This window comes from Variovorax sp. Varisp53, from assembly GCF_059491555.1.
Genome location: NZ_CP168512.1, coordinates 5745606 through 5765681, shown reverse-complemented (window position 1 = coordinate 5765681; position 20076 = coordinate 5745606). Strand labels below are relative to the sequence as shown.

Sequence of the window (20076 nt, the reverse complement as noted above, 5' to 3'; positions counted from 1 at the left end):
ACCGCCGCTGCGCCTACGATGGCGTGCCATGCCCGCACAGCAGGAAGAAGACCTCCTCGTCGTCGCCCGGCCCGAGGGCCTCTATTGCCCACCCGGCGACTTCTACATCGACCCGTGGCGGCCGGTGGCGCGCGCCGTCATCACGCATGCGCATTCGGACCATGCGCGCGCCGGACACGCGCACTACCTGGCCCACACCGACAGCGCCGGCACGCTGCGCGCGCGCCTTGGCAGCGACATCGACCTGCAGACGCTGGCCTACGGCGAGGCCGTCGAGCACCGTGGCGTGCGCGTCTCGCTGCATCCGGCCGGCCACGTGCTGGGCTCGGCCCAGGTGCGGCTCGAACACGGCGGCCGCGTGTGGGTGGCCTCGGGCGACTACAAGACCGAGCCCGACGGCACCTGCGCGCCCTTCGAGCCCGTGCCTTGCGACACCTTTATCACCGAGTCGACCTTCGGCCTGCCGATCTACCGCTGGCCCACGCAGGCCGTGCTGTTCGCGGAGATCGACGCGTGGTGGCGCGCCAATGCGCAGGCCGGGCGCGCGTCGGTGCTGTTCTGCTATGCCTTCGGCAAGGCGCAGCGCATCCTGCATGGCGTGGACGCCTCGATCGGGCCGATCGTGGTGCACGGTGCGGTCGAGCCGCTCAACGCGGTGTACCGGGCGGCGGGCGTCTCTTTGCCGCCCACCTTGCGTGCGGACGATGAGGGCGTCGACGCCGCATTGCTGAAGCGTTCGCTGGTGCTCGCACCGCCATCGGCGCAGGGCTCGCCGTGGATGCGCCGCTTCGGCAACTATGCCGATGCGTTCGCCAGCGGGTGGATGCAACTGCGCGGCACGCGCCGCCGAAGAGGCGTGGACCGCGGCTTCGTGATGTCCGACCATGCCGACTGGCCCGGCCTGCAGCAGGCGATTGCCGGCACCGGCGCAGAGCGCGTGTTCGTCACGCACGGCAGCGTGCAGGTGATGGTGCGGTGGCTCTCGGAGAACGGCCTCGATGCGCAGGGCTTCAAGACCGAGTACGGCGACGAAGACGATCAGGAAACTCCCTCCCCTTCCGGGGGAGGGCTGGGGAGGGGGCTCGTGGCGCTCGATGGAGGCGCCGAGAGCCCCCATTCCAACCTTCCCCCAAAGGGGGAAGGAGAAATACCGTGAGAGCGTTTGCCGCGCTGTACCGCGAGCTCGACGCGAGCACGTCTAGCCTCGCCAAGCAGGCCGCGCTGCAGCGCTACCTGCGCGAGGCCGACGCGGCCGATGCTGCATGGGCGGTTTACTTCCTGGCCGGCGGCAAGCCGCGCCAGCTCGTGCCTACCAAGCTGCTGCGCCTGCTCGCACAGGAGGCGGCGGGCCTGCCCGAATGGCTGTTCGACGAAAGCTACGACGCCGTGGGCGACCTCGCCGAGACCATCGCGCTGCTGTTGCCGCCGCCGAGTGAGGTGCACGACGTCGGTCTCGCGGGTTGGGTCGAGCAGCATCTGCTGCCATTGCGCGACGCCGCCAAGACGGCACCCGAGCAGCTCGCCGACCGGCTGCGCGCGCAGTGGCGCCAGCTCGCGGCCGAAGAGCGGCTGGTGTACTTCAAGCTCATCACGGGTGCATTCCGCGTGGGCGTGTCGAAGCTGCAGGTGACGCAGGCGCTCGCTGCGGTCGGCGGCATCGATGCCAAGCGCGTCGCGCAGCGGCTCATGGGCTACACGCACATCGGGGCACGGCCCCGGGGCGACGACTACCGCACGCTCATCGCACCCGAGTCGAGCGCCGAGCAGGTGCAGAAGACCAGCGGCCAGCCGTACCCCTTCTTCCTCGCGCATCCGTTCAACATTCCGCTCGAGCAGTTCGATGCCGTGCTGGGGCCGCCGTCCGGCTGGATCGTCGAGTGGAAGTGGGACGGCATCCGCGCGCAGCTCGTGAAGCGCGCGGGCGCCGTCTGGCTGTGGTCGCGCGGCGAAGAGCTGGTGACGGAGCGCTTCCCCGAGCTTGCCGTGCTGGGCGAGGCCTTGCCCGACGGCACGGTGCTCGACGGCGAAATCGCCGTGTGGCGCGAAGACAAGGTACAGCCCTTCGCCGAGCTGCAGAAGCGCATCGGCCGCAAGACGCTCGGCGCCAAGTTGCTGCGCGACATTCCCGTGGTGCTGCTGGCCTATGACCTGCTCGAATGGGAAGGGCGCGACCTGCGTGCGCTGCCGCAGTCGGAGCGCCGCGTGTTGCTCGACGAGCTGATCACGCGGATGCAGCATCCTTCGCTGCTGCCGAGCCCGATGCTCACCGGCACCGGCTGGCCCGATCTCGCAAGGCAGCGCGAGGCCGCGCGCACCATGGGCGTCGAAGGCATGATGCTCAAGCGCCGCGATGCACAGTACGGCGTGGGTCGCACCAAGGACGTTGGCGTGTGGTGGAAGTGGAAGATCGACCCGCTCAGCGTCGACGCGGTGCTGATCTACGCACAGCGCGGCCACGGCCGGCGCGCGAGCCTCTTCAGCGACTACACCTTCGCGGTGTGGGACGGCCCGCCCGGGCAAGCCGACCGCAAGCTCGTGCCCTTCGCCAAGGCCTACTCGGGCCTCACCGACGCCGAGATGGCGCGCGTGGACACGATCATCCGCAAGACCACGGTGGAAAGCTTCGGCCCGGTGAAGAGCGTGAAGCCGACGCTGGTGTTCGAGCTGGGCTTCGAGGGCATCGCGCGCAGCACGCGGCACAAGAGCGGCATCGCGGTGCGCTTTCCGCGCATGCTGCGCTGGCGGGAGGACAAGCCCGTAGCGGAAGCAGACACCTTGCAGACGCTCGCTGCGTTGCTTCCCTCATGACCGACCCAATGGATCCCGAATTTCTCCCTCCCCCTTTGGGGGAGGGCAGGGGTGGGGGCAAGCGGCGTATCCGGAGCCAGCGGCCTGTCGAAGGCCGCTTGCCCCCATCCCAGCCTTCCCCCAGAGGGGGAAGGAGCAAATCCAAGTCCGTGAAGCCTGCGCTCGACGCGTGGTTCGCGGCGCGCGGGTGGAAGCCTTTCAAGTTCCAGCGCGAGGTGTGGAAGGCCATCGGCGAAGGCAGGTCCGGCCTGCTTCACGCGACCACCGGCGCGGGCAAGACCTACGCCGTATGGCTCGGTGCGCTGCAGGCTTTCTCTCAGGCGCGCAAGGAAACGGCACGCCCCGCCGCCCCGCCGCTCACCGTGCTGTGGCTCACCCCGATGCGCGCGCTCGCGGCCGACACGCTGCGTGCCCTGCAGCAGCCGCTCGAAGCCCTCGGCGCCGATGTGCATCCGTGGAGCGCGGGCGCACGCAGCGGCGACACCTCGTCGGCCGAACGCAGCGCGCAGAACCAGCGCCTGCCCACCGTGCTCGTCACCACGCCTGAAAGTCTGTCGCTGCTGCTCTCGCGCGCCGATGCGAGTGAAGTGCTCGGCCATGTGCGGATGGCCGTCGTCGATGAATGGCACGAGCTGCTCGGCAACAAGCGCGGCGTGCAGGTGCAGCTCGCGCTGGCACGGCTCAAGCGCTGGAACCCCGGCCTCGCGATCTGGGGCATGTCGGCCACGCTGGGCAACCTGCACGAGGCGATGCATTCGCTGCTGGGCCATGCGGACGGCGTGCTCGTGCAGGGCCAGGTGCCGAAGAAGCTCGTCATCGATTCGCTGCTGCCCGGCACCGCCGAGCGCTTTCCCTGGGGCGGCCACCTCGGGCTCACGATGCTGCCCCAGGTGATCGCGGAGATTGCCGCGAGCAAGACCGCGCTGGTCTTCACCAACACGCGCTCGCAGGCCGAGATCTGGTACCAGGCCATGCTGGAGGCGAAGCCCGAGTGGGCCGGCCTCATTGCGCTGCACCACGGCTCGCTCGACCGCGAGGTGCGCGAATGGGTCGAGCTGGGCCTCAAGAGCGGCGAGCTGAAGGCGGTGGTCTGTACCTCGAGCCTGGACCTGGGCGTCGACTTCCTGCCGGTCGAGCGCGTGCTGCAGATCGGTTCGCCCAAGGGCGTGGCGCGGCTGCTGCAGCGCGCGGGCCGTTCGGGCCATGCGCCGGGGCGGCCGTCGCGCATCACGCTCGTGCCCACGCACAGCGTCGAGATGGTCGAAGGCTCGGCCGCGCGCGCGGCCATCGCGGCGGGGCATATCGAGGCGCGCCATTCGCCTGACCAGCCGCTCGACGTGCTGGTGCAGCACCTGGTGACGGTGGCACTCGGCGGCGGCTTCATGCCCGACGATCTGTACGAAGAGGTGCGCGACACGGCCGCCTACGAAGGCCTCTCGCGCGAGAGCTGGCAGTGGTGCCTCGACTTCGTTTCGCAAGGCGGCCCCTCGCTCGCGGCCTACCCGGACTACAGGCGCGCCGTGCCCGACGCCGAGGGTGTCTGGCGCGTGCCCGACGCGCGGCTCGCGCGGCGGCATCGCACGAACATCGGCACCATCGTGAGCGATGCGAGCATGTCGGTGCAGTACCTCGGCGGCTCGAAGATCGGCAGCGTCGAAGAGAGTTTCGTCGCGCGCATGAAGCCCGGCGACTGCTTCCTGTTCGGCGGCCGGCTGCTCGAGCTCGTACGCATCCACGACATGACCGCCTGGGTGCGGCGCGCGAGCGGCAAGCGGCCCGCGGTGCCGCGCTGGAACGGCGGGCGCATGCCGCTGTCGAACACGCTGGCCGACGCGGTGGTGCAGCAGCTGGCGCTGGCCGGCGAGGGGCGCTACGACTCGCCCGAGCTGCAATGCGTGCGGCCGCTGCTCGAGACACAGCAGCAGTGGTCGGCGCTGCCGACGCCGCAGACGCTGCTGGCCGAGACACTGGACACGCGCGAAGGCTCGCACCTGTTCCTCTATCCGTTCGCGGGCCGGCATGTGCATCTCGGGCTGGCGAGCCTGCTGGCCTGGCGTGTCGCGCAGCACGAGGCGCGCACCTTTTCCATCGCGGTCAACGACTACGGTTTCGAGCTGCTGAGCGCGACCGAGGTCGATTGGGTTGCGCTGCTGCCGCAGGTGCTGAGGCCGCCGGAAGGCGACGCGCCCGAGGCGCTGCTGCACGAGGTGCTGGCCTCGCTCAACGCGGGCGAACTCGCGCAGCGGCGCTTCCGCGAGATCGCGCGCGTGTCGGGCCTGATCTTCCAGGGCTACCCGGGCGAGAAGCGCAGCAGCAAGCAGCTGCAGGCCTCGTCCTCGCTGTTCTGGGAGGTGTTCCGCAAGTACGACCCCGGCAACAGGCTGCTGCAGCAGGCCGAGCAGGAGCTGCTCGCGCAGGAGCTCGAGATCGGCCGCCTGCGCGCCAGCCTCGCGCGCATGGCCACGCAGCAGCTCGTGCTGAAGCCCCTTGCGCGGCCGACGCCGTTTTCGTTTCCGCTGATGGTCGAGCTGTTCCGCGAGAAGCTGTCGAACGAGAACGTGGCCGACCGCATCGCGCGCATGGTCGAGCAGCTGGAAAAGGCCGCGGGCGGCGTGGTCACGGCCGGCGGCGTCGAGCGCGTGAAGGGCACGCTGGCCTTCGGCCAGGAAGGGCCGGGCAAGCCGCCGAAGCCCGTTGGGCAGCGGCGCGACCGGCGCAGGCCGTCACGCCCGTTGCCGCCGCTGTGAGCCGGTCAGCCTGCGCCGTGCGCCTTCACCCAGCGCACGATGTCCGCCGCGCCCATCGCGCCGGCCTGCCGCGCCACCTCGCGGCCGCCCTTGAAGAGCGCCAGCGTCGGAATGCTGCGGATGTTGAAGCGCGCACCCAGGGCAGGCAAGGCCTCGGTGTCGACCTTGGCGAGCCGCACCCGCGGTTCCAGCTGGGCCGCGGCCTGTTCGTAGCCCGGCGCCATCTGGCGGCAGGGGCCGCACCAGGGCGCCCAGAAGTCGACCAGCACCGGGATCTCGTTGCGCGCGATGTGGCGATCGAAAGTGGCTTCGTCCGGCAGCGCGGTGGAATGGCCGGCGAACAGCGGGCGGTGGCAACTGCCGCAGTCGGGCGCGCTGTCCAGCTGCGCCGCGCGCACGCGGTTGGTCGTATGGCAGTGCGGACAGACGATGTGCAGCGGGGGCGATTCGGTCATATGCCGGAACTGGGGACGGCCAGGGCCGATTGCAAGGCGGCCGCGGGGACCTGCGTCTTTTGCGACACTTCCAGCCCGTGAGCCATTCCGATTCTTTCCCATCGCCGTTCCCGGTCCGCTGGGCGGGCGAGCTGCTGCAGCTTTTGCCCGAGCGGGCGCTGTGGTGGCCCGATGCGCGTGTGCTGTTCGTGGCCGACCTGCATCTGGGCAAGGCCGCGACCTACCGCGCGCTCGGCCAGCCGGTGCCGGGCGGCACGACGCAGGAAAACCTTGCGCGGCTCGACGCGTTGATGGCCAGGCTAACCCCGCATCGCATCGTGTTCCTCGGCGACTTCCTGCATGCGGCGCAGGCGCGCACGGTGCTCGCCACGGTGGAGGCCTGGAGGGCGCGCCATGCCGGCGTCGCGATGACGCTGGTGCGCGGCAATCACGACAGCCGTGCGGGCGATCCGTCGGACGCGCTCGGCATCGACGTGGTCGACGAACCTTTTCTGCTCGGGCCGTTCGCCTGCTGCCACCATCCGCAGGCGCACGCCACGCACTTCGTGCTCGCGGGGCATCTGCACCCCGTTTGCAGGCTCCACGGCCCGGGGCGCGACAGCGTGCGGCTGCCGTGTTTCGTGAGCGATGCGCAGCAGGCGGTGCTGCCGGCTTTCGGCGAGTTCACGGGCGGGTGGTTGATGGAGCAGGCGCCGGGGCGGCGCTTTCATGCGGTGGGCGGTTCAGCCGTGTGGGCGCTCCCCGCCTTGGACTGAGTTTGGCTCCTTCCCCCTCTGGGGGAAGGCCGGGATGGGGGCAGGCAGGGCGCCAAGTGCGGGCGCCGCGTGCCCCCACCCCAACCCTCCCCCAGCGGGGGAGGGAGAAAGAGAAAGTCAGAGCACGACGGGCTCGTCCGGCAGTTCGTTCACGTCGATTTCGTTCTCGCCCAGCGGAAAGTGCTGCACCAGCAGGGCCGAGATTTCTTCCAGCGCCTGCGTGATCCCGTCCTCGAAGCGCCCTTCGCGAAAGGCGGCGCCCATGCGCTGCGCCATCGCGGCCCATTCGGCATCGTCGACGCGCGCATTGATGCCGCGGTCCGCCACGATCTCGATCGCGTGCTCGGCCAGCAGCAGGTAGATCAGCACGCCGTTGTTGTGCGCGGTGTCCCACACGCGCAGCTTGCCGAACAGCGTGACGGCGCGCTCGCGCGGCGGTGCATGGCGCCACAGGTACGACATCGGCAGGCCGGCCTCGACGCAGATGCGGATCTCGCCGCTGTGGCGCCGCTCGCTCGCGGCGACGCGGCCCGTGAGGCGCTCCAGCGCGGCCGCGGGCAGCGCGCGGCGAACCTCGGACTCGTCGATCCAGCGGTGGCGCCAGATGCGGCCGAGCTTCGAGAAGAAGGTTGCGTCGGTTGCCGCCATCGTGTTCACCAGTCCCCCGACGCACCGCCGCCGCCGAAATTGCCGCCGCCGCCGGAGCTGAAACCTCCGCCTCCGCCTCCGCCGCCACCGCCGCTGCTCCAGCCTCCACCGCCACCGGAACTCCAGCCGCCCCCACCGCCGCCGCCCATCCGCCCGGCACCTGCGACCAGCGAGACGATGAGCGCGACAAGCGCCGCGATCACCGCGATGACGATGCTGGTGGTGATGAGGAACACGACCACGCCGACGCCGCCCCCCACGACCACCGTGCCCAGCTTCTTGCCGAGGATGGCGCGCGCGATCGGCGCGCCGATGAAGACGCCGACGAACAGGAAGATCGCGAGGTTCTCCCAGTCGAAGCCACCGCCGCCTCCGCCGCCGTGGCTGCCCGTGTCGCGCGTGGGTTCGGGCAGCGGCTCGCCGTCGACCAGCCCGATGAGCCGGTCCACCGCCGCGTTCAGCCCGCCCGCGAAGTCGTTGCCGCGAAAGCGCGGCTTCATCTCCTCGTCGATGATGCGCACGGCCGCAAGGTCGGGCACCGCGCCTTCTAGCGCCTTGGCCGTGGCGATGCGCATCTTGCGGTCGTCCTTGGCCACGACCACCAGCAGGCCGTCGCCGACGTCCTTGCGGCCGATCTTCCAGGCGTCGCCCACGCGCTGCGTGTAGCTGGCGATGTCCTCGGGCGCGGTGGTCGGCACCATCAGCACCACGATCTGCGAGCCCTTGCGCTGCTCGAAGGCCGCGAGCTTGGTGTCGAGGCCGTTGCGCTGCGCGGCATCGAGCGTGCCGGTCTGGTCGATCACCCGCGCCGTGAGCGCGGGCACCGGCAGCAGGCCTTGCGCGAATGCGCCGCCCATCGTCAGCAGCATGAGTGCCGCCAGAAGGCGCGCGCCCCATTCCAGAAACACCGCGGAACCGGCTTTGCCGGGCCGCCGGTGTTGCCCCCGGCGAGGGGGGAGGCGCAGTGACACGAAGTGCACGAAGACTGGGGGAGTTACTTTTTCGGCGTGCTGAAGTCGACCGTCGGCGGCGTGGAAATCTGCGCCTCGTTCTGCACCGAGAAGTTCGGCTTCGGCGCGTAGCTGAAGATCTTGGCCGTGATGTTGGTCGGGAAGCTGCGTGCGAGCACGTTGTACTCCTGCACGCTCTCGATGTAGCGGTTGCGCGCCACGGTGATGCGGTTCTCGGTGCCTTCGAGCGTCACGCGCAGGTCGCGGAAGGCCTGGTTGGCCTTGAGCTCGGGGTAGCGCTCCGCCACCACCATCAGCCGCGACAGCGCCGACGAGAGCTCGCCCTGCGCCTGCTGGAACTTGTTGAAGGCCTCGGGGTTGTTGAGCGTCTCGGGCGAGACCTGGATCGAGGTGGCCTTGGCGCGTGCCTCGATCACCTTGGTGAGCGTGTCCTGTTCGAAGCTGGCCTCGCCCTTCACGGTGGCCACGATGTTGGGCACGAGGTCGGCGCGCCGCTGGTACTGGTTGAGGACCTCGCTCCAGGCCGACTTGCTGGCCTCGTCGAGGGACTGGAACTGGTTGTAGCCGCAGCCGCTCAGGGACACGACAGCCGCAAGGATCAATAGCCAGCGCTTCATCATCATTTGCATTACCTCCGCAGAAGATGCGGAAGGTAGCATAGGTGGCTCGATGTCCCTCGATCCCCTCCATGCCCTGCAGGCCGCCAACCGTGCGGTATTGCCCGTTGCTTCCGACGCCTTCGGCACGCTGCTGGTCGCCGGTGCGACCGGCGCGTTGGGGGCGGAACTGCTGCGGCGGCTCGCGGGCAGCCACCGCCATGCCCACGCGCGCGTGCTGGCGCGCGAGCCGATCCGCGACGGGCTGCGCGGCGTCGAGACCTACCTGAGCCCGGCCGAGCCGATCGCGCAATGGCCGCTCACCTCTGCCCACACGGCCATCGTCGCCTTCGACCCGCCGCGGCTGTACCACGACCGCGAGCGCGCGCTGTGGGTGCCCGAGCCCTCAGACCTGCCCGCGCTGGCGCGCTGGCTGCGCGCCAGCGGCGTGCAGACGCTGGCCATCGTGCAGCCGCACGACCAGGGCCGGCTGCCCGGGGCGCTCAAGCGCGGGCTCGCGAGCCTCGACGAGCAGGCGGTGGTGGCCTGCGGCTTCGAGCGCGTGATCCTCCTGCGCTCGGCGCGCAAGCCGGCGAACGCGAAGTTCGCCAATCCCCTCGAGCGGCTGGCCGCATGGATGCTGTCCGTCGTGCGCTTCATGGTGCCGAGCAGCGAGCAGCCGGTGCGCGCGTCGAAGGTGGCGGAGCTGGTCGACGTGGCGCTGCGCATCGCGCCGCCGGGCGTGCACGTGGCCGCGCCCGAGATGGTGTGGCGGGCCGCGCAGGGCGACATGCTGGCGGTGGCCGAGCGCTGGCTCAGTCCTGCTGCTTCAGCCGCGCCATTGGCGTAGCAGCTGCGCCGAATCGACCACCAGCCCGAGGTGCAGCGACACCATCGCCAGCGCCGCGCCTTCCAGATGCGGGTCGGTGCCGCGCACGAGGTCGCGCAGAACGATCACGCGGTAGTTGTGGTTGTTGGCGTCGAAGGCCGTGTTGAGCACGCAGCAGTCAGTGAAGCCGCCGTTGAGCACCACCGTCTCGATGCGCTGGTTGCGCAGCAGAAAGTCGAGGTCGGTCGGGTAGAACGCCGACAGCCGGCGCTTGCTGTCCACGCGCATGTCGCCGGGCTCGACGCGCGTGACCCACTCGGTCCACTTCGAGCCTTCGATGGCATGCGCGTCGGCGTTCGGAATCTCGCCCACGTGCAGCGGAAAGGTGCGCCGCCACGCTGACGGAATGCCGTGGATGTCGTCCACGCCATCGGGGCGCAGCACCGACTTGATGTGCACGATGCGCACGCCCAGCGCGCGCACCTCGTCATGAAAGCTGTCGATGGGCGCCACCACGTCGCGCGCCCGTGGCGCGGGGCAGGGGCAGTCGGGGCTGTCGTCGAGGTGGCCGCGGTGCATGTCGATGGAGACGACTGCCGTGGTCGCGGGGTTCAGGTAGTCGGCGAACTGCGCCGCGTCGAGTTCGCGCTCTTCGTTGTAGACCCAGGCCTTCATCGCCGTTCTTCTCTCACATAGGGTTGGCCCAGCGCACCGGGCTCTTCATCGGCGCCGCGCCGCGAGAGAGCGACCCACACCATCACGCCGAGCGTCACCGCATACGGCGTCATCATCACGAAGTACTGAGGCAGTTGCACGCCGGCCGCGGCCAGCTGGGGAATCAGCGCTTCGATGCAGCCGAACAGCACGGCGCCCGCCAGCGCCTTCCACGGCGACCAGCGCGCGAAGATCACCAGGCCCACCGCGATCCAGCCGCGCCCACCCGTCATGCCCGCGATCCACAGCTTGGTGCTGACCACCGAGATGTACGCGCCCGCCAGCCCCACGAGGGCCGAGCCTGCGAGCACGGCTGCGAAGCGCCATGCCGTCACTCGAATGCCGGCCGCGTCCGCTGCCTGCGGGTTCTCGCCGACCGCACGCAGCCGCAGGCCGGTGGAGGTGCGCGTGAAGAACCACGCCACCGCGCCGAAGATCGGCAGCGTGAGCCACACCATCGCGTTCTGCTCGAAGAGCCTGCCCACGCCCGGCAGCATCGACAGCGGCCACAGGCCCATTGCGCCGATGCCTTCGGTCGCGTGGTTGGTCCAGTCGGCCATCGAGCCCACCAACGCCGTGAGCCCCTGGCAGAAGAACACCAGCGCCAGCCCGGCAATCACCTGGTTCACGCGCAACCAGATCACCATCACCGCGAACAGCACCGACACCATGCTGGCCGCCAGCATCGCGAGCACCAGCGACACCGCCGGCTGCCCGATGGCGATCTGCGCGCCGATGCCGGCCAGCGCGCCGACCAGCATCAGCCCTTCGGCGCCGAGCGAGAGCACGCCCGCGCGCTCGCTGATGATCAGGCCCAGTGCGGCCAGCGCGTACGGCACGGCGAAGTCCGGCGTGCTCGCGAGCCAGTTGAGAACGATGCTGCCGCTCATGCTGCGGCCTCCCCGCCCACCCGGCGCAGCCGGTGGCGAATGAAGAAGTCGCTCGACGCCACGCACACCACGATGACCGCCTGGATCAGTTGCACCATGGAGAACGGCACCTGGTAGAACACCTGCAGGCTGCGGCCGGTGACGAACAGCGCCGCCACCAGCAGCGCCACCACCGTGGCCGCAAGCGGGTTGTTGCGCGCGAGAAAGGCGATCAGGATGCCCGAGAAGCCGTAGCCTTGATAGAAGGCCTGCGTGAGCCGCCCTTCCTGCCCCGCGACCACTGCGAAGCCCGCGAGCCCGGCCATCGCGCCCGACAGCAGCACCGCGCCATAAATCGTGCGCCGCACCGGTACGCCGTTGGCATGCGCCACGCGCGGGTTCGCATCGACGAAGCGCAGATACAGCCCCACGCGGCTCACGCTCACCAGCCACCACGCCAGCAGCGCGACCACGCCCGCGAGCAGGATCGAGCTGCCCACGCCGGCGCCCAGCTCGGGCAGGCGCTCGAAGGCGCGGAACTGCGGCGAGTAGGGGAAGTTGTCCTTCGGGTCCTTCCAGCTGCCATAGACCAGATGCAGCAGGAAGTTGGCCGCCATGTAGTTGAGCATCAGCGTCGAGATGATCTCGTTCACGCCGAGCTTCAGCTTGAGCCACGAAGGCCCCAGCACCCACAGCAGGCCGCAGCCGATGGCAGCCGCGAACATCAGCGGCAGGCGCAGGTTTTCGGGGCCGATCTGCCACATCGAGACGGTGGTCGCGCCGATGGCGCCCCAGATCATCTGGCCTTCGAGCCCGAGGTTCCAGAAGCGCGCGCGGAAGGCGATGGAGCCCGCGAGGCCGACGAGGATCATCGGCGCGGCCTGGAACAGCACGGCGCGGAAGTTCTGGCCGTCGAAGAAGGTCTGCATGACGAACTCGTTGGCGAGTTCGTCGGCTGGTACGCCCGCCGCCACGAGGATCGCGGCGGAGATGGCGAAGCCCACGAGCAGGGCAGCCGCGAGGATCAGCGCCTGCCAGCGCCAGGCCATGTGCTGGCGGATTTCGAGCGCGTAGCGGCGGCCGGCGAGCGGTGGGGTCTTGGGAGGGTGTGCCACGTCGGCTGCCAACGCCGCTTCAGCCATGGTCCACCATCGCCTGCCCGATGGCTTGCCGGTCGGCGGGCTGCGCGAATTCGCCGGCGATGCGACCGCGCGTCATCACGCCCACGCGATCGGCCAGCTGCAGCACCTCGTCGAGGTCTTCGCTGATCAGCAGCACGGCGGCGCCGCTGTCGCGCGCGGCGCGCAGCCGCGCATGCACCTCGGCGCTGGCGCGCACATCGAGCCCGCGGCTCGGGCTGTGCGCGAGCACCAGCGTGGGCGACTTGCCGAACTCGCGCGCCAGCACGAGCTTCTGCGCATTGCCGCCCGACAGCAGTGCGGCCTTCTGCGCGACCGAGCGCACACCCTGCACGTCGAAGGCGCGCACGGCTTCCTGCGTGTCGCTCTGGATGCGGCCGCGGCGCAGGCGCCACACGGGGCCGTAGCGGCCGGTGTGCACACGGCCGATGGCGTAGTTCTCGGCGACGGAAAGGCCGCCCGCGAGCGCAAGCCCGTAGCGGTCGGCCGGAATGGCGGCAATGCCAATGCCCCGGCGCGCGGATGCGGCCATGGTCTTCAGGTCGCCATGGCCTTCGAGCCGGATCTCGCCTTCGGTGGCTTCGCCCGGCAGGCCCATGATCGCGCCCGCCAGCTCGCCTTGTCCGTTGCCGCCGACACCGGCGAGGCCGTAGATTTCACCGGCGTGCAGTTCGAGATCCACGCCGTCGAGCACGCGCCGGCCTTCGGGTGAGGCCGGCGTGCGCAGTCCGCGCACGGACAAGCGCACGGGGCCACGCGATGTGGCCGAGGCCTGGAAGCCTTGCGTTGCAATCGACTCACCCACCGTGAGCTTCACCAGATCGGCAACAGAGGCTTCGTCGGGCCGCAGCGTGGCCACCGTGCGCCCGCCGCGCATCACCGTCACGCGGTTGGCGTATGTCTTCACGTCGGCCATCTTGTGCGTGACCAGCACCACGGCCGCCCCGGCGCGCGCCAGCCCTTGTACCGTCTGCAGCAGGCGCGAGGCCTCCTGGTCGGTCAGCACGGCCGTGGGCTCGTCGAGGATCAGGATGCGTGCGCCCGCGAGCAGCACCTTGAGGATCTCGACGCGCTGTTGTTCGGCAATCGACAGCGCATCGATGCGCTTCGACGGATCGATGTCGAAGCCCAGCTCGGACGCCTTGTTGCGGATGTCGCGTTCGATCTCGCGCAGCCGCTCGCCGTGGCTCTGAAACTCGGCTGGCGGCGGCGCAGTGAGCAGGATGTTCTGCGCCACCGTGAACGGCCGCACCAGCTTGAAATGCTGATGGACCATGCCGATGCGGTGCTTCGCCGCATCGCGTGGCCCGGCGAAGCGCACCGCGTTGTCGTCCACCAGCAGTTGCCCGGCCTCGGGCGCATAGAGCCCGGCCGCGATGTTCATCAGCGAGGACTTGCCCGCGCCGTTCTCGCCCAGCAGTGCATGCACCTCGCCCCAGCGCGCGGAGACGTGGGCTTCGGTCAGCGCCGCGAAGCCGTCGAAGGACTTGCGTATGCCGGTAAGTTCGAGCGCGTTGGGCATGAGGTGCGTGGCTCCGGCTTACTTCTGCGTGACCACGCCCTTGACGAACCAGTCCATCTTCCACAGGTCCGCATCGGACAGCACCGCGCCCTTGGCCACGCGCTCCTTGCCGTCGCGGTCGGCGAGCGGGCCGGCGTAGACCTGCTTGCCCTTCATGATCGCGTCGCGCTCGGCGGTGATGAGCGCGGCCTTGTCCTTGGGCACCGCAGGGCCGAAACCCGCAATGTCGGTGCCGCCGTCCTTCATCTCGATGAAGGCGCCGTATTGCGCAGGCTTCCATCCACCCGCCATCACTTTCTTCAGTTCGGGCGTCAGGAAGCGGTCCCACACCCACACCGACGAGCACAGCGTGGCCTTGGGCGCGAACTGGCGCAGGTCGCGGTGGTGGCCGGTGCCGTACACGCCGCGTTCCTGCGCGACGATCTGCGGCGTGGGGCTGTCGACGTGCTGGCCGATCACGTCGGCGCCCTGGTCGATCAGCGCGGCGGCGGCGGCGCGCTCCTTCACCGGGTCGTTCCAGGCGCCGGTGTAGATCACGTTGACGGTGGCGTTCGGGTTCATCTTCTGCGCGCCGAGCGCGAAGGCGTTGATGGTCCAGTTCACCACGCCGAAGGGATTGGCCGCGACGAAGCCGAGCTTGCCGGTCTTCGACGCCGCGCCGGCCGCCATGCCGCAGAGATACTGGCTCTCGTAAGTGCGGCCGTAGAACGATTCGAGGTTGCTGCCGTTGGTGGTGCCCGAGCCGTTGAGGAAGGCCACGTCGGGGTATTTGGCCGCCAGGTCCTTGAAGCTGTCGGAGTAGCCGAAGGCCGTGCCGATCACGATGTTGGCGCCGCGCTGGATGAACTTCTCCGCCGCGGGCTTGATGGCCGATGCATCCTCGGGCACGTTCTCCACGAACTGGATCTTCTGGCCGATCTCCTTCTCGATCTTCACGCGGGCCTCGTCGAAGGCCTGTGTCCAGCCGCCATCGTTCTTCGGGCCGAAGTAGAGCATCGCGATCTTCGGCTTGTCCTTCAGCGTGAAGCCATCGGCGGCCGCGGCGGGCAGCGTGGTGAAGAACGCGCCGCCGGCCGCGATGGTCATCGCGAGGCCCAGGCCGGGAGTGAGGGTGCGCAGCTGCTGCATGGAACTACCTTTGGTGAGGGGCTTTGAAGAAAGGGAGGGACGAGAAAATCGGAACGAGCAGTGCGCGTCACATCATGAAGTTGATGCGGAACACATTGCCCTCGGGGTCCAGCAACACCGACTGGTACCAGTTGTAGTAGGTGACGTACGGCGGCTTGACGAGCGTGGCACCCGCTTCGAGCGCAACGGGGACCATGCGGTCGACGTCGGCCCGGCTGTCGACGTCGATGTTCAGCAGGAACTTGACACCGCGCGTGTCCGAAAACTCGCTCAGGTGCAGCAGTTCGTAGGCATCGAGCGCGTTGAAGCCCAGGCTCGACTTGCCGGTGTCCAGCCCGCGGAAGATCGGCGAGCGGATCGCCTCGATCTCGGCGAAGCCGAACACGCGCTGGTAGAAGCCGCTGAGTGCGACCACGTCCTTCGCGAAGACGTTGACGTAAGACAGGTGGGCCATGCCTCAGGCCGTCACTTTGGTGCCGCCGAAGGTCGTCTGCTTGACGAACTTCGATGTGAGGTGGTCGCCCGAGGAGATGGGCGCGTACTTCGCCTCTTCGCCCGGCGCGAGGCAGCTCGGCAGGCACTCGACCATCGCGTCGTAGTTGGGCTGATGGAAGAACACCAGCGACTGCCGGCGATTGGTGCTCGCCACCTCGAAGGGCGGGTTGATCACGCGGTGCAGCGTGGACACCCACTGGTCGTTGGTCCACTGCATCATGAGGTCGGCGATGTTGACCACCAGGCCGCCTTCGACCTGCGGTACGTCGACCCACTGGCCGGCCTTGTTGAACACCTGCAGGCCCTTGTCGTCGGGCAGCACGATGGTGAGGCTGCCGTAGTCGCTGTGCGCGCCCGCACGCAGCTGGCCGGGCAGTGGCTGTTCGCGCTGCGGCGGATAGCTCAGCACGCGGAACATGCTGATGTGCCTGTCGATCTTGTCGTCGAAGAAGGTCTCGGGCAGCGAGAGGCCGAGCGCGAAGACACGCATCAGCGAGCGCGAGAGATCGCTCATCGCCTCGAAGTAGCCCTCGTAGGATTCCTTGAAGCCTTCGATGGACGGCCAGCTGTTGGGCTCGAAGTGCGGGCCGGCCGCGGGGCCGCGGTGGTAGTCGTCGTCGGGCACGTTCGAGGGACCGATGGAGAACGACTCCTTCAGGTCGCCGGGCGCGGCCTCTTCGAGGCTGTAGGAAAGGCCTTCCTCGCCCACCGCGCTGTAGCCGCGCACCGCGTCTTCGCGCGGGCGATCGACCTTGCGCTTCTCGCCCAGCGGCATGTCGAAGAACCTGCGCGAGAGCGATGACACGCGGGAGATCAGGTCCGGCGAAATGCCGTGGTTGGTGATGACGAGAAAGCCGATGCTGCGGCAGGCTTCGTCGACTTTCTTTGCGACCTCCGCCTTGCCCTCGGCGGTGCCGGCGAAGTAGGGCGCGAGATCGATGATGGGCACGGACAGCAGGGTCATGGCAGGTTCCTCATGCTTGGCATGCCTTTCGCCATGCAACGTCTGTGCCAGTTGGACCAAATGGACAAAACGCATTCGTCGCGTCAGCATGGTGCGCAACCTCGCGCCGCGAAGGCAACTGCGGCGCAAGGCGATGCACCGTGGCCTTACAGTGGTGCGCCGTTTGCCGATTCATGAACAAGAGCGAGGGAAGATGCCGAAGACCAAAGCGCTGGCCGCAAGCGCCAGCAAAGAGAGCCCGGTGCGCAAGCGCGCCAAGCCCGCGGTGCGCAGCGCGTCCGCGGTGAATCGCCGGCTGCGCCAGATCGAGGACAAGCGCAGTGCGATCCTTGGTGCGGCGCTGGGGTTGTTCTCGCGCTTCGGCCTGCACGGCACGTCGATCGACCAGGTGGCGGCGCGCGCCGATGTGTCGAAGAGCAACCTGCTCTATTACTTCGCGAACAAGGAAGAGCTTTACGTCAACGTGCTGCGCGACCTGCTGGCGCTGTGGCTCGAACCGCTGCGCGGCTTCAGCGCCGAGCAGGACCCGGGCGAGGCCATCGGCGGCTACATCCGCCGCAAGCTGGTGGTGTCGCGCGACCGGCCCGATGCGTCGCGGTTGTTCTGCCTCGAAATGATCCAGGGCGCGCCGCTGCTGCGCGACGAACTTGACCGTGAGCTGCGCACGCTGGTGGAGAAAAAATCGGAAGTGATTCGCGCGTGGATCGAGGCCGGCAAGCTGGCGCCGGTCGACCCGCATCACCTGATCTTCGCGCTGTGGGCGGTGACGCAGCACTACGCGGACTTCGGCGTGCAGGTGCAGGCGCTGACGGGCCACACGCTGGACGATGCGGCGTTCTTCGAGCAGACCGTGGAGAACGTTCAGCGCATCGTGCTGCAGGGCATTGCGCCCCGCTGAATCTTGCCTTGCTCCCTCCCCCTCTGGGGGAGGGTTGGGGTGGGGGCAAGCAGCGTGTCCATCGAGCGCTCTGCCTGCCCCCATCCCAGCCTTCCCCCAAAGGGGGAAGGAGCAATTCAAAGGCAATGCCTGCGAATGCAGAAGGGTAAGAAGCGTCAGTGCTGCGGTGGCGCAGCGATCTCGTGATAGCGCCGGTCGAAGTAGATCAAGCCTTGCGCCGCGCCGCCGATGGCGATGGCCACCGCTTCGCAGAACAGCACGTCATGCGTGCCCGCGCTCGTTGAATGCACCACGCGGCAGTCGAAGGAAACGGCCGCGTTGTCGAGCATCGGCGAGCCCGTGGTCTTGTGGCTCCAGTTGCCGGCGGCGAAGCGTTCGTCCATCGGCGTCTTGCCGCCGAACAGCGCGGAGAGCGACTGGTGCCCCGCGGCCAGCACGTTCACGCACAGCACGCCGTTGGCCTTGAACGCCGGATACACCGAGGCCGAGCGGTTCAGGCACACCAGCAGCGTCGGCGGTTCGTCGGTCACGCTGCACACGGCCGAGTCCGTGAAGCCGGCGCGGCCTGCGGGGCCGTCTGTGGTGATGATGTTCACCGCGGCGCCCAGGCGCGCCATCGCATTGCGGTAGTCGGCCTTCGGCAGGCCCGTAGGCAGGCCGGGTGGGTTCGATGCTGCGGGGTGGGAGGCCATGGCGTTCAGCATGTCGTGACTCTTTCAGGCCAGCACACAGGCCTCGTCGAAGGGCAGCCGCGCCAGGCGGCCGAACACCTTCGACGCATCGCCGTGGCCCAGGTTGATGAGGAAGTTGGTGGTCCAGTCGGTGCCCTCGAAGAAGGCGGCATCGACCTTCGCCTTGTCGAAGCCCGACATCGGCCCGGCGTCGAGGCCGACCGCGCGCGCGGCGAGCAGCAGGTAGCCCGCCTGCAGGCTGGCATTGCGGAAGGCGGTCTCGTGCGCGGCCTCGGGGCTGCCGGTGAACCAGCTGCGCGCGTCGGCATGCGGGAACAGTGTGGGCAGCTTGTCGTAGAACTTGCGGTCCCACGCGGCGATGACCGTGACGGGTGCGGTCATTGTCTTGTCGAGGTTGCCCTTGGAGAGCGCTGGTGCGAGGCGCTGCTTGCCTTCAGGCGTGCGCACGAACACGAAGCGGGCAGGCGAGCAGTTGGCCGAGGTCGGGCCGAGGCTTGCGAGCGTGTAGATCTGCTGCAGCTGTGCATCGGTGACCGGTTCGTCGGTCCAGCCGTTGTGGCTGCGCGCGCCGGTGAAGAGCAGCGACAGCGCGGCGTCGTCGAGTGTGGTGGAAAGCGTTTTGGTCATGCGGGAACGGCGGGTGCGCTGACCCGGGAAAGAAAGTCGAGCAGGCTGCGGTTGAAGGCTTCGGCCTCGGTCACGCTGTGGGCATGGCCGCCGTGCGGCATGAAGTCGAGCGTGACGTCGCGCAGGCCATCGGCCAGGCGCTGCGAGCAGGTCCAGGGCACGAGCGCGTCGTCCTTGGCTGCGGCGACCAATGCAGGGGCGGCGATGTCGGCGAGGCGCGCGTCGATGTCGAAGGCCCGCAGCGCGGCGATGCGCGCGCGCATGTTGGCTTCGCCGGGGAAATGCGCGAAGGCGTGGTCGACTTCGTCGGCGACGCGCTGCGCGTGTTCGGCGCACCAGGCAGCGGGGTACAGGAAGATCGGTTGCGCTTCCACGTATGCGCGCGGGCCGCAGGCGCCGAGCAGCGCGAGCCGCGCGTCGAAGCAGCGCGCCGAATGCGGATTGGGCCGGGACCATGCATTGATGAGCACGAGGCTCGCGATGCGCGAGGGCGCATCCAGCGCGAGCTGCAGGCCCACGAGGCCGCCGATCGCATGGCCCGCGAAGTGGCATTGCGAAGTCTTCGTGGCATCGAGGATGTCGAGCACGTCCTGCGCCATGTGTTCGATGGCATACGCATCGGGCAGCGCGGCGGGGCTGCTGCCCGTACCGCGCTGGTCGTATGCGATGACGCGGTGCCCGGCGGCGACCAGTGCGCCGAGCTGCGGCTGCCAGAAGCCCGCCGAGCCACCGAGGCCGGACGACAGCAGCACGGTGGCCGCCGCATCGGCCGGCCCATGCACTTCGTAGTGCAGCGACGGCATGAGTGTCAGGCCTTCTTGCCGACGTGTGCGATCGAGGCGATCTCGATCAGCGCATCGGGCTTCACGAGGCCGCACTGGATGCAGTAGCGCGCGGGCTTGGTGCCGGGAAAGAACTCGGCATACACCGCGTTGATCTTCGCGTAGTCGGCCCAGTCCTTGAGCATGATCTGGTTGAAGGTCACGTCGTCCATGGTGCCGCCCGCGGCTTCGACCACGCCCTGGATGATGGTGAGCACATGCCTTGCCTGTGCGCTCGCGTCGCCGACGTGGACCACGTTGTTGTCCTTGTCGAAGGGTAGCGTGCCCGACACGTAGAGCACGCCGTCGGCGAGCGTGCCGGGGACGTAGGGGGCGAGCGGCACGCCGGTGCCGGGCGGGATGATGGCTTGCTTGGGCATGAGGGGAGGCTCCTTGAA

Annotated in this window: 21 protein-coding genes; 6 read left to right on the top strand and 15 right to left on the bottom strand. The window is 69.0% G+C overall.

The window, feature by feature from the left end:
* Nucleotides 1-28: 28 nt before the first annotated feature.
* From ACEOAB_RS27005 to ACEOAB_RS26995, 3 genes are read left to right on the top strand one after another with little or no spacing between them, the layout of a single operon-like run.
* The gene (locus tag ACEOAB_RS27005) at nt 29-1156 is read left to right on the top strand and encodes a ligase-associated DNA damage response exonuclease (RefSeq protein WP_495653226.1); all 1128 of its coding nucleotides are present in this window, start codon (nt 29-31) and stop codon (nt 1154-1156) included.
* Nucleotides 1153-2808 (top strand): ATP-dependent DNA ligase, encoded by a 1656-nt coding sequence (locus tag ACEOAB_RS27000; RefSeq protein WP_413749889.1) that lies wholly within the window; start codon nt 1153-1155, stop codon nt 2806-2808. The genes ACEOAB_RS27005 and ACEOAB_RS27000 overlap by 4 nt, the downstream gene beginning before the upstream one ends.
* Nucleotides 2805-5555 (top strand): ligase-associated DNA damage response DEXH box helicase, encoded by a 2751-nt coding sequence (locus ACEOAB_RS26995; protein ID WP_495653225.1) that lies wholly within the window; start codon nt 2805-2807, stop codon nt 5553-5555. Before ACEOAB_RS27000 ends, ACEOAB_RS26995 begins: the two co-directional genes overlap by 4 nt.
* A gap of 5 nt (nt 5556-5560) precedes the next feature.
* On the opposite strand, the gene trxC is transcribed toward ACEOAB_RS26995, so the two are convergent.
* On the bottom strand, nt 5561-6010 hold the full coding sequence (trxC, locus tag ACEOAB_RS26990; RefSeq protein ID WP_413751146.1) for a thioredoxin TrxC: 450 nt from the start codon (nt 6008-6010) through the stop codon (nt 5561-5563).
* Between the two features lie 77 nt (nt 6011-6087).
* On the opposite strand from trxC, the gene pdeM reads away from it, so the two are divergent.
* Nucleotides 6088-6765, top strand: coding sequence for a ligase-associated DNA damage response endonuclease PdeM (pdeM, locus tag ACEOAB_RS26985; protein ID WP_413751147.1), 678 nt, complete (start codon nt 6088-6090; stop codon nt 6763-6765).
* A gap of 117 nt (nt 6766-6882) precedes the next feature.
* On the opposite strand, the gene ACEOAB_RS26980 is transcribed toward pdeM, so the two are convergent.
* From ACEOAB_RS26980 to ACEOAB_RS26970, 3 genes are all read right to left on the bottom strand, one after another.
* Nucleotides 6883-7413 carry a TPM domain-containing protein gene (locus ACEOAB_RS26980; RefSeq protein ID WP_495653224.1) on the bottom strand — a complete coding sequence of 177 codons (531 nt, stop codon included), beginning with the start codon at nt 7411-7413 and terminating at the stop codon, nt 6883-6885.
* Between the two features lie 5 nt (nt 7414-7418).
* On the bottom strand, nt 7419-8321 hold the full coding sequence (locus ACEOAB_RS26975) for a TPM domain-containing protein (RefSeq protein ID WP_414930039.1): 903 nt from the start codon (nt 8319-8321) through the stop codon (nt 7419-7421).
* Between the two features lie 86 nt (nt 8322-8407).
* On the bottom strand, nt 8408-9007 hold the full coding sequence (locus tag ACEOAB_RS26970) for a LemA family protein (protein ID WP_007838488.1): 600 nt from the start codon (nt 9005-9007) through the stop codon (nt 8408-8410).
* 46 nt (nt 9008-9053) lie between these two features.
* Here ACEOAB_RS26970 and ACEOAB_RS26965 point away from each other — a divergent pair, with 46 nt between their 5' ends.
* Entirely contained in the window at nt 9054-9830 is a 777-nt protein-coding gene (locus ACEOAB_RS26965; RefSeq protein WP_495653223.1) for a hypothetical protein, read from the top strand.
* Here ACEOAB_RS26965 and ACEOAB_RS26960 read toward each other — a convergent pair.
* The 7 genes from ACEOAB_RS26960 to ACEOAB_RS26930 all read right to left on the bottom strand — a co-directional run bounded on the left by ACEOAB_RS26960 (nt 9810) and on the right by ACEOAB_RS26930 (nt 16640).
* Nucleotides 9810-10484 carry a cysteine hydrolase family protein gene (locus ACEOAB_RS26960; RefSeq protein WP_413748382.1) on the bottom strand — a complete coding sequence of 225 codons (675 nt, stop codon included), beginning with the start codon at nt 10482-10484 and terminating at the stop codon, nt 9810-9812. The two genes, ACEOAB_RS26965 and ACEOAB_RS26960, sit on opposite strands and share 21 nt — an antisense overlap.
* On the bottom strand, nt 10481-11413 hold the full coding sequence (locus ACEOAB_RS26955; RefSeq protein WP_413748383.1) for an ABC transporter permease: 933 nt from the start codon (nt 11411-11413) through the stop codon (nt 10481-10483). Before ACEOAB_RS26955 ends, ACEOAB_RS26960 begins: the two co-directional genes overlap by 4 nt.
* Nucleotides 11410-12534, bottom strand: coding sequence for an ABC transporter permease (locus tag ACEOAB_RS26950; RefSeq protein WP_413748384.1), 1125 nt, complete (start codon nt 12532-12534; stop codon nt 11410-11412). The genes ACEOAB_RS26955 and ACEOAB_RS26950 overlap by 4 nt, the downstream gene beginning before the upstream one ends.
* Nucleotides 12527-14053 (bottom strand): ABC transporter ATP-binding protein, encoded by a 1527-nt coding sequence (locus ACEOAB_RS26945; protein ID WP_413748385.1) that lies wholly within the window; start codon nt 14051-14053, stop codon nt 12527-12529. The genes ACEOAB_RS26950 and ACEOAB_RS26945 overlap by 8 nt, the downstream gene beginning before the upstream one ends.
* Nucleotides 14054-14071: 18 nt before the next feature.
* Nucleotides 14072-15181: a BMP family ABC transporter substrate-binding protein gene (locus tag ACEOAB_RS26940; protein ID WP_413748386.1), complete on the bottom strand. Its 1110-nt coding sequence runs from the start codon at nt 15179-15181 to the stop codon at nt 14072-14074.
* Between the two features lie 67 nt (nt 15182-15248).
* Nucleotides 15249-15635, bottom strand: a complete 387-nt coding sequence (locus ACEOAB_RS26935; RefSeq protein ID WP_413748387.1) for a VOC family protein — start codon at nt 15633-15635, stop codon at nt 15249-15251.
* Nucleotides 15636-15638: 3 nt separating this feature from the next.
* Nucleotides 15639-16640 carry an isopenicillin N synthase family dioxygenase gene (locus ACEOAB_RS26930; protein ID WP_413748388.1) on the bottom strand — a complete coding sequence of 334 codons (1002 nt, stop codon included), beginning with the start codon at nt 16638-16640 and terminating at the stop codon, nt 15639-15641.
* Nucleotides 16641-16833: 193 nt separating this feature from the next.
* On the opposite strand from ACEOAB_RS26930, the gene rutR reads away from it, so the two are divergent.
* Entirely contained in the window at nt 16834-17538 is a 705-nt protein-coding gene (gene rutR / locus ACEOAB_RS26925; RefSeq protein ID WP_056589289.1) for an HTH-type transcriptional regulator RutR, read from the top strand.
* Between the two features lie 155 nt (nt 17539-17693).
* On the opposite strand, the gene rutF is transcribed toward rutR, so the two are convergent.
* The 4 genes from rutF to rutC are packed head-to-tail and all read right to left on the bottom strand — an operon-like array spanning nt 17694 to nt 20058.
* Nucleotides 17694-18242 (bottom strand): NADH-dependent FMN reductase RutF, encoded by a 549-nt coding sequence (rutF, locus tag ACEOAB_RS26920; protein WP_495653222.1) that lies wholly within the window; start codon nt 18240-18242, stop codon nt 17694-17696.
* Between the two features lie 12 nt (nt 18243-18254).
* On the bottom strand, nt 18255-18857 hold the full coding sequence (locus ACEOAB_RS26915) for a malonic semialdehyde reductase (RefSeq protein ID WP_413748389.1): 603 nt from the start codon (nt 18855-18857) through the stop codon (nt 18255-18257).
* Nucleotides 18854-19660 (bottom strand): pyrimidine utilization protein D, encoded by an 807-nt coding sequence (rutD, locus tag ACEOAB_RS26910; RefSeq protein WP_413748390.1) that lies wholly within the window; start codon nt 19658-19660, stop codon nt 18854-18856. Before rutD ends, ACEOAB_RS26915 begins: the two co-directional genes overlap by 4 nt.
* 5 nt (nt 19661-19665) lie before the next feature.
* Nucleotides 19666-20058 (bottom strand): pyrimidine utilization protein C, encoded by a 393-nt coding sequence (gene rutC / locus ACEOAB_RS26905; protein ID WP_007837393.1) that lies wholly within the window; start codon nt 20056-20058, stop codon nt 19666-19668.
* Nucleotides 20059-20076: the final 18 nt, after the last annotated feature.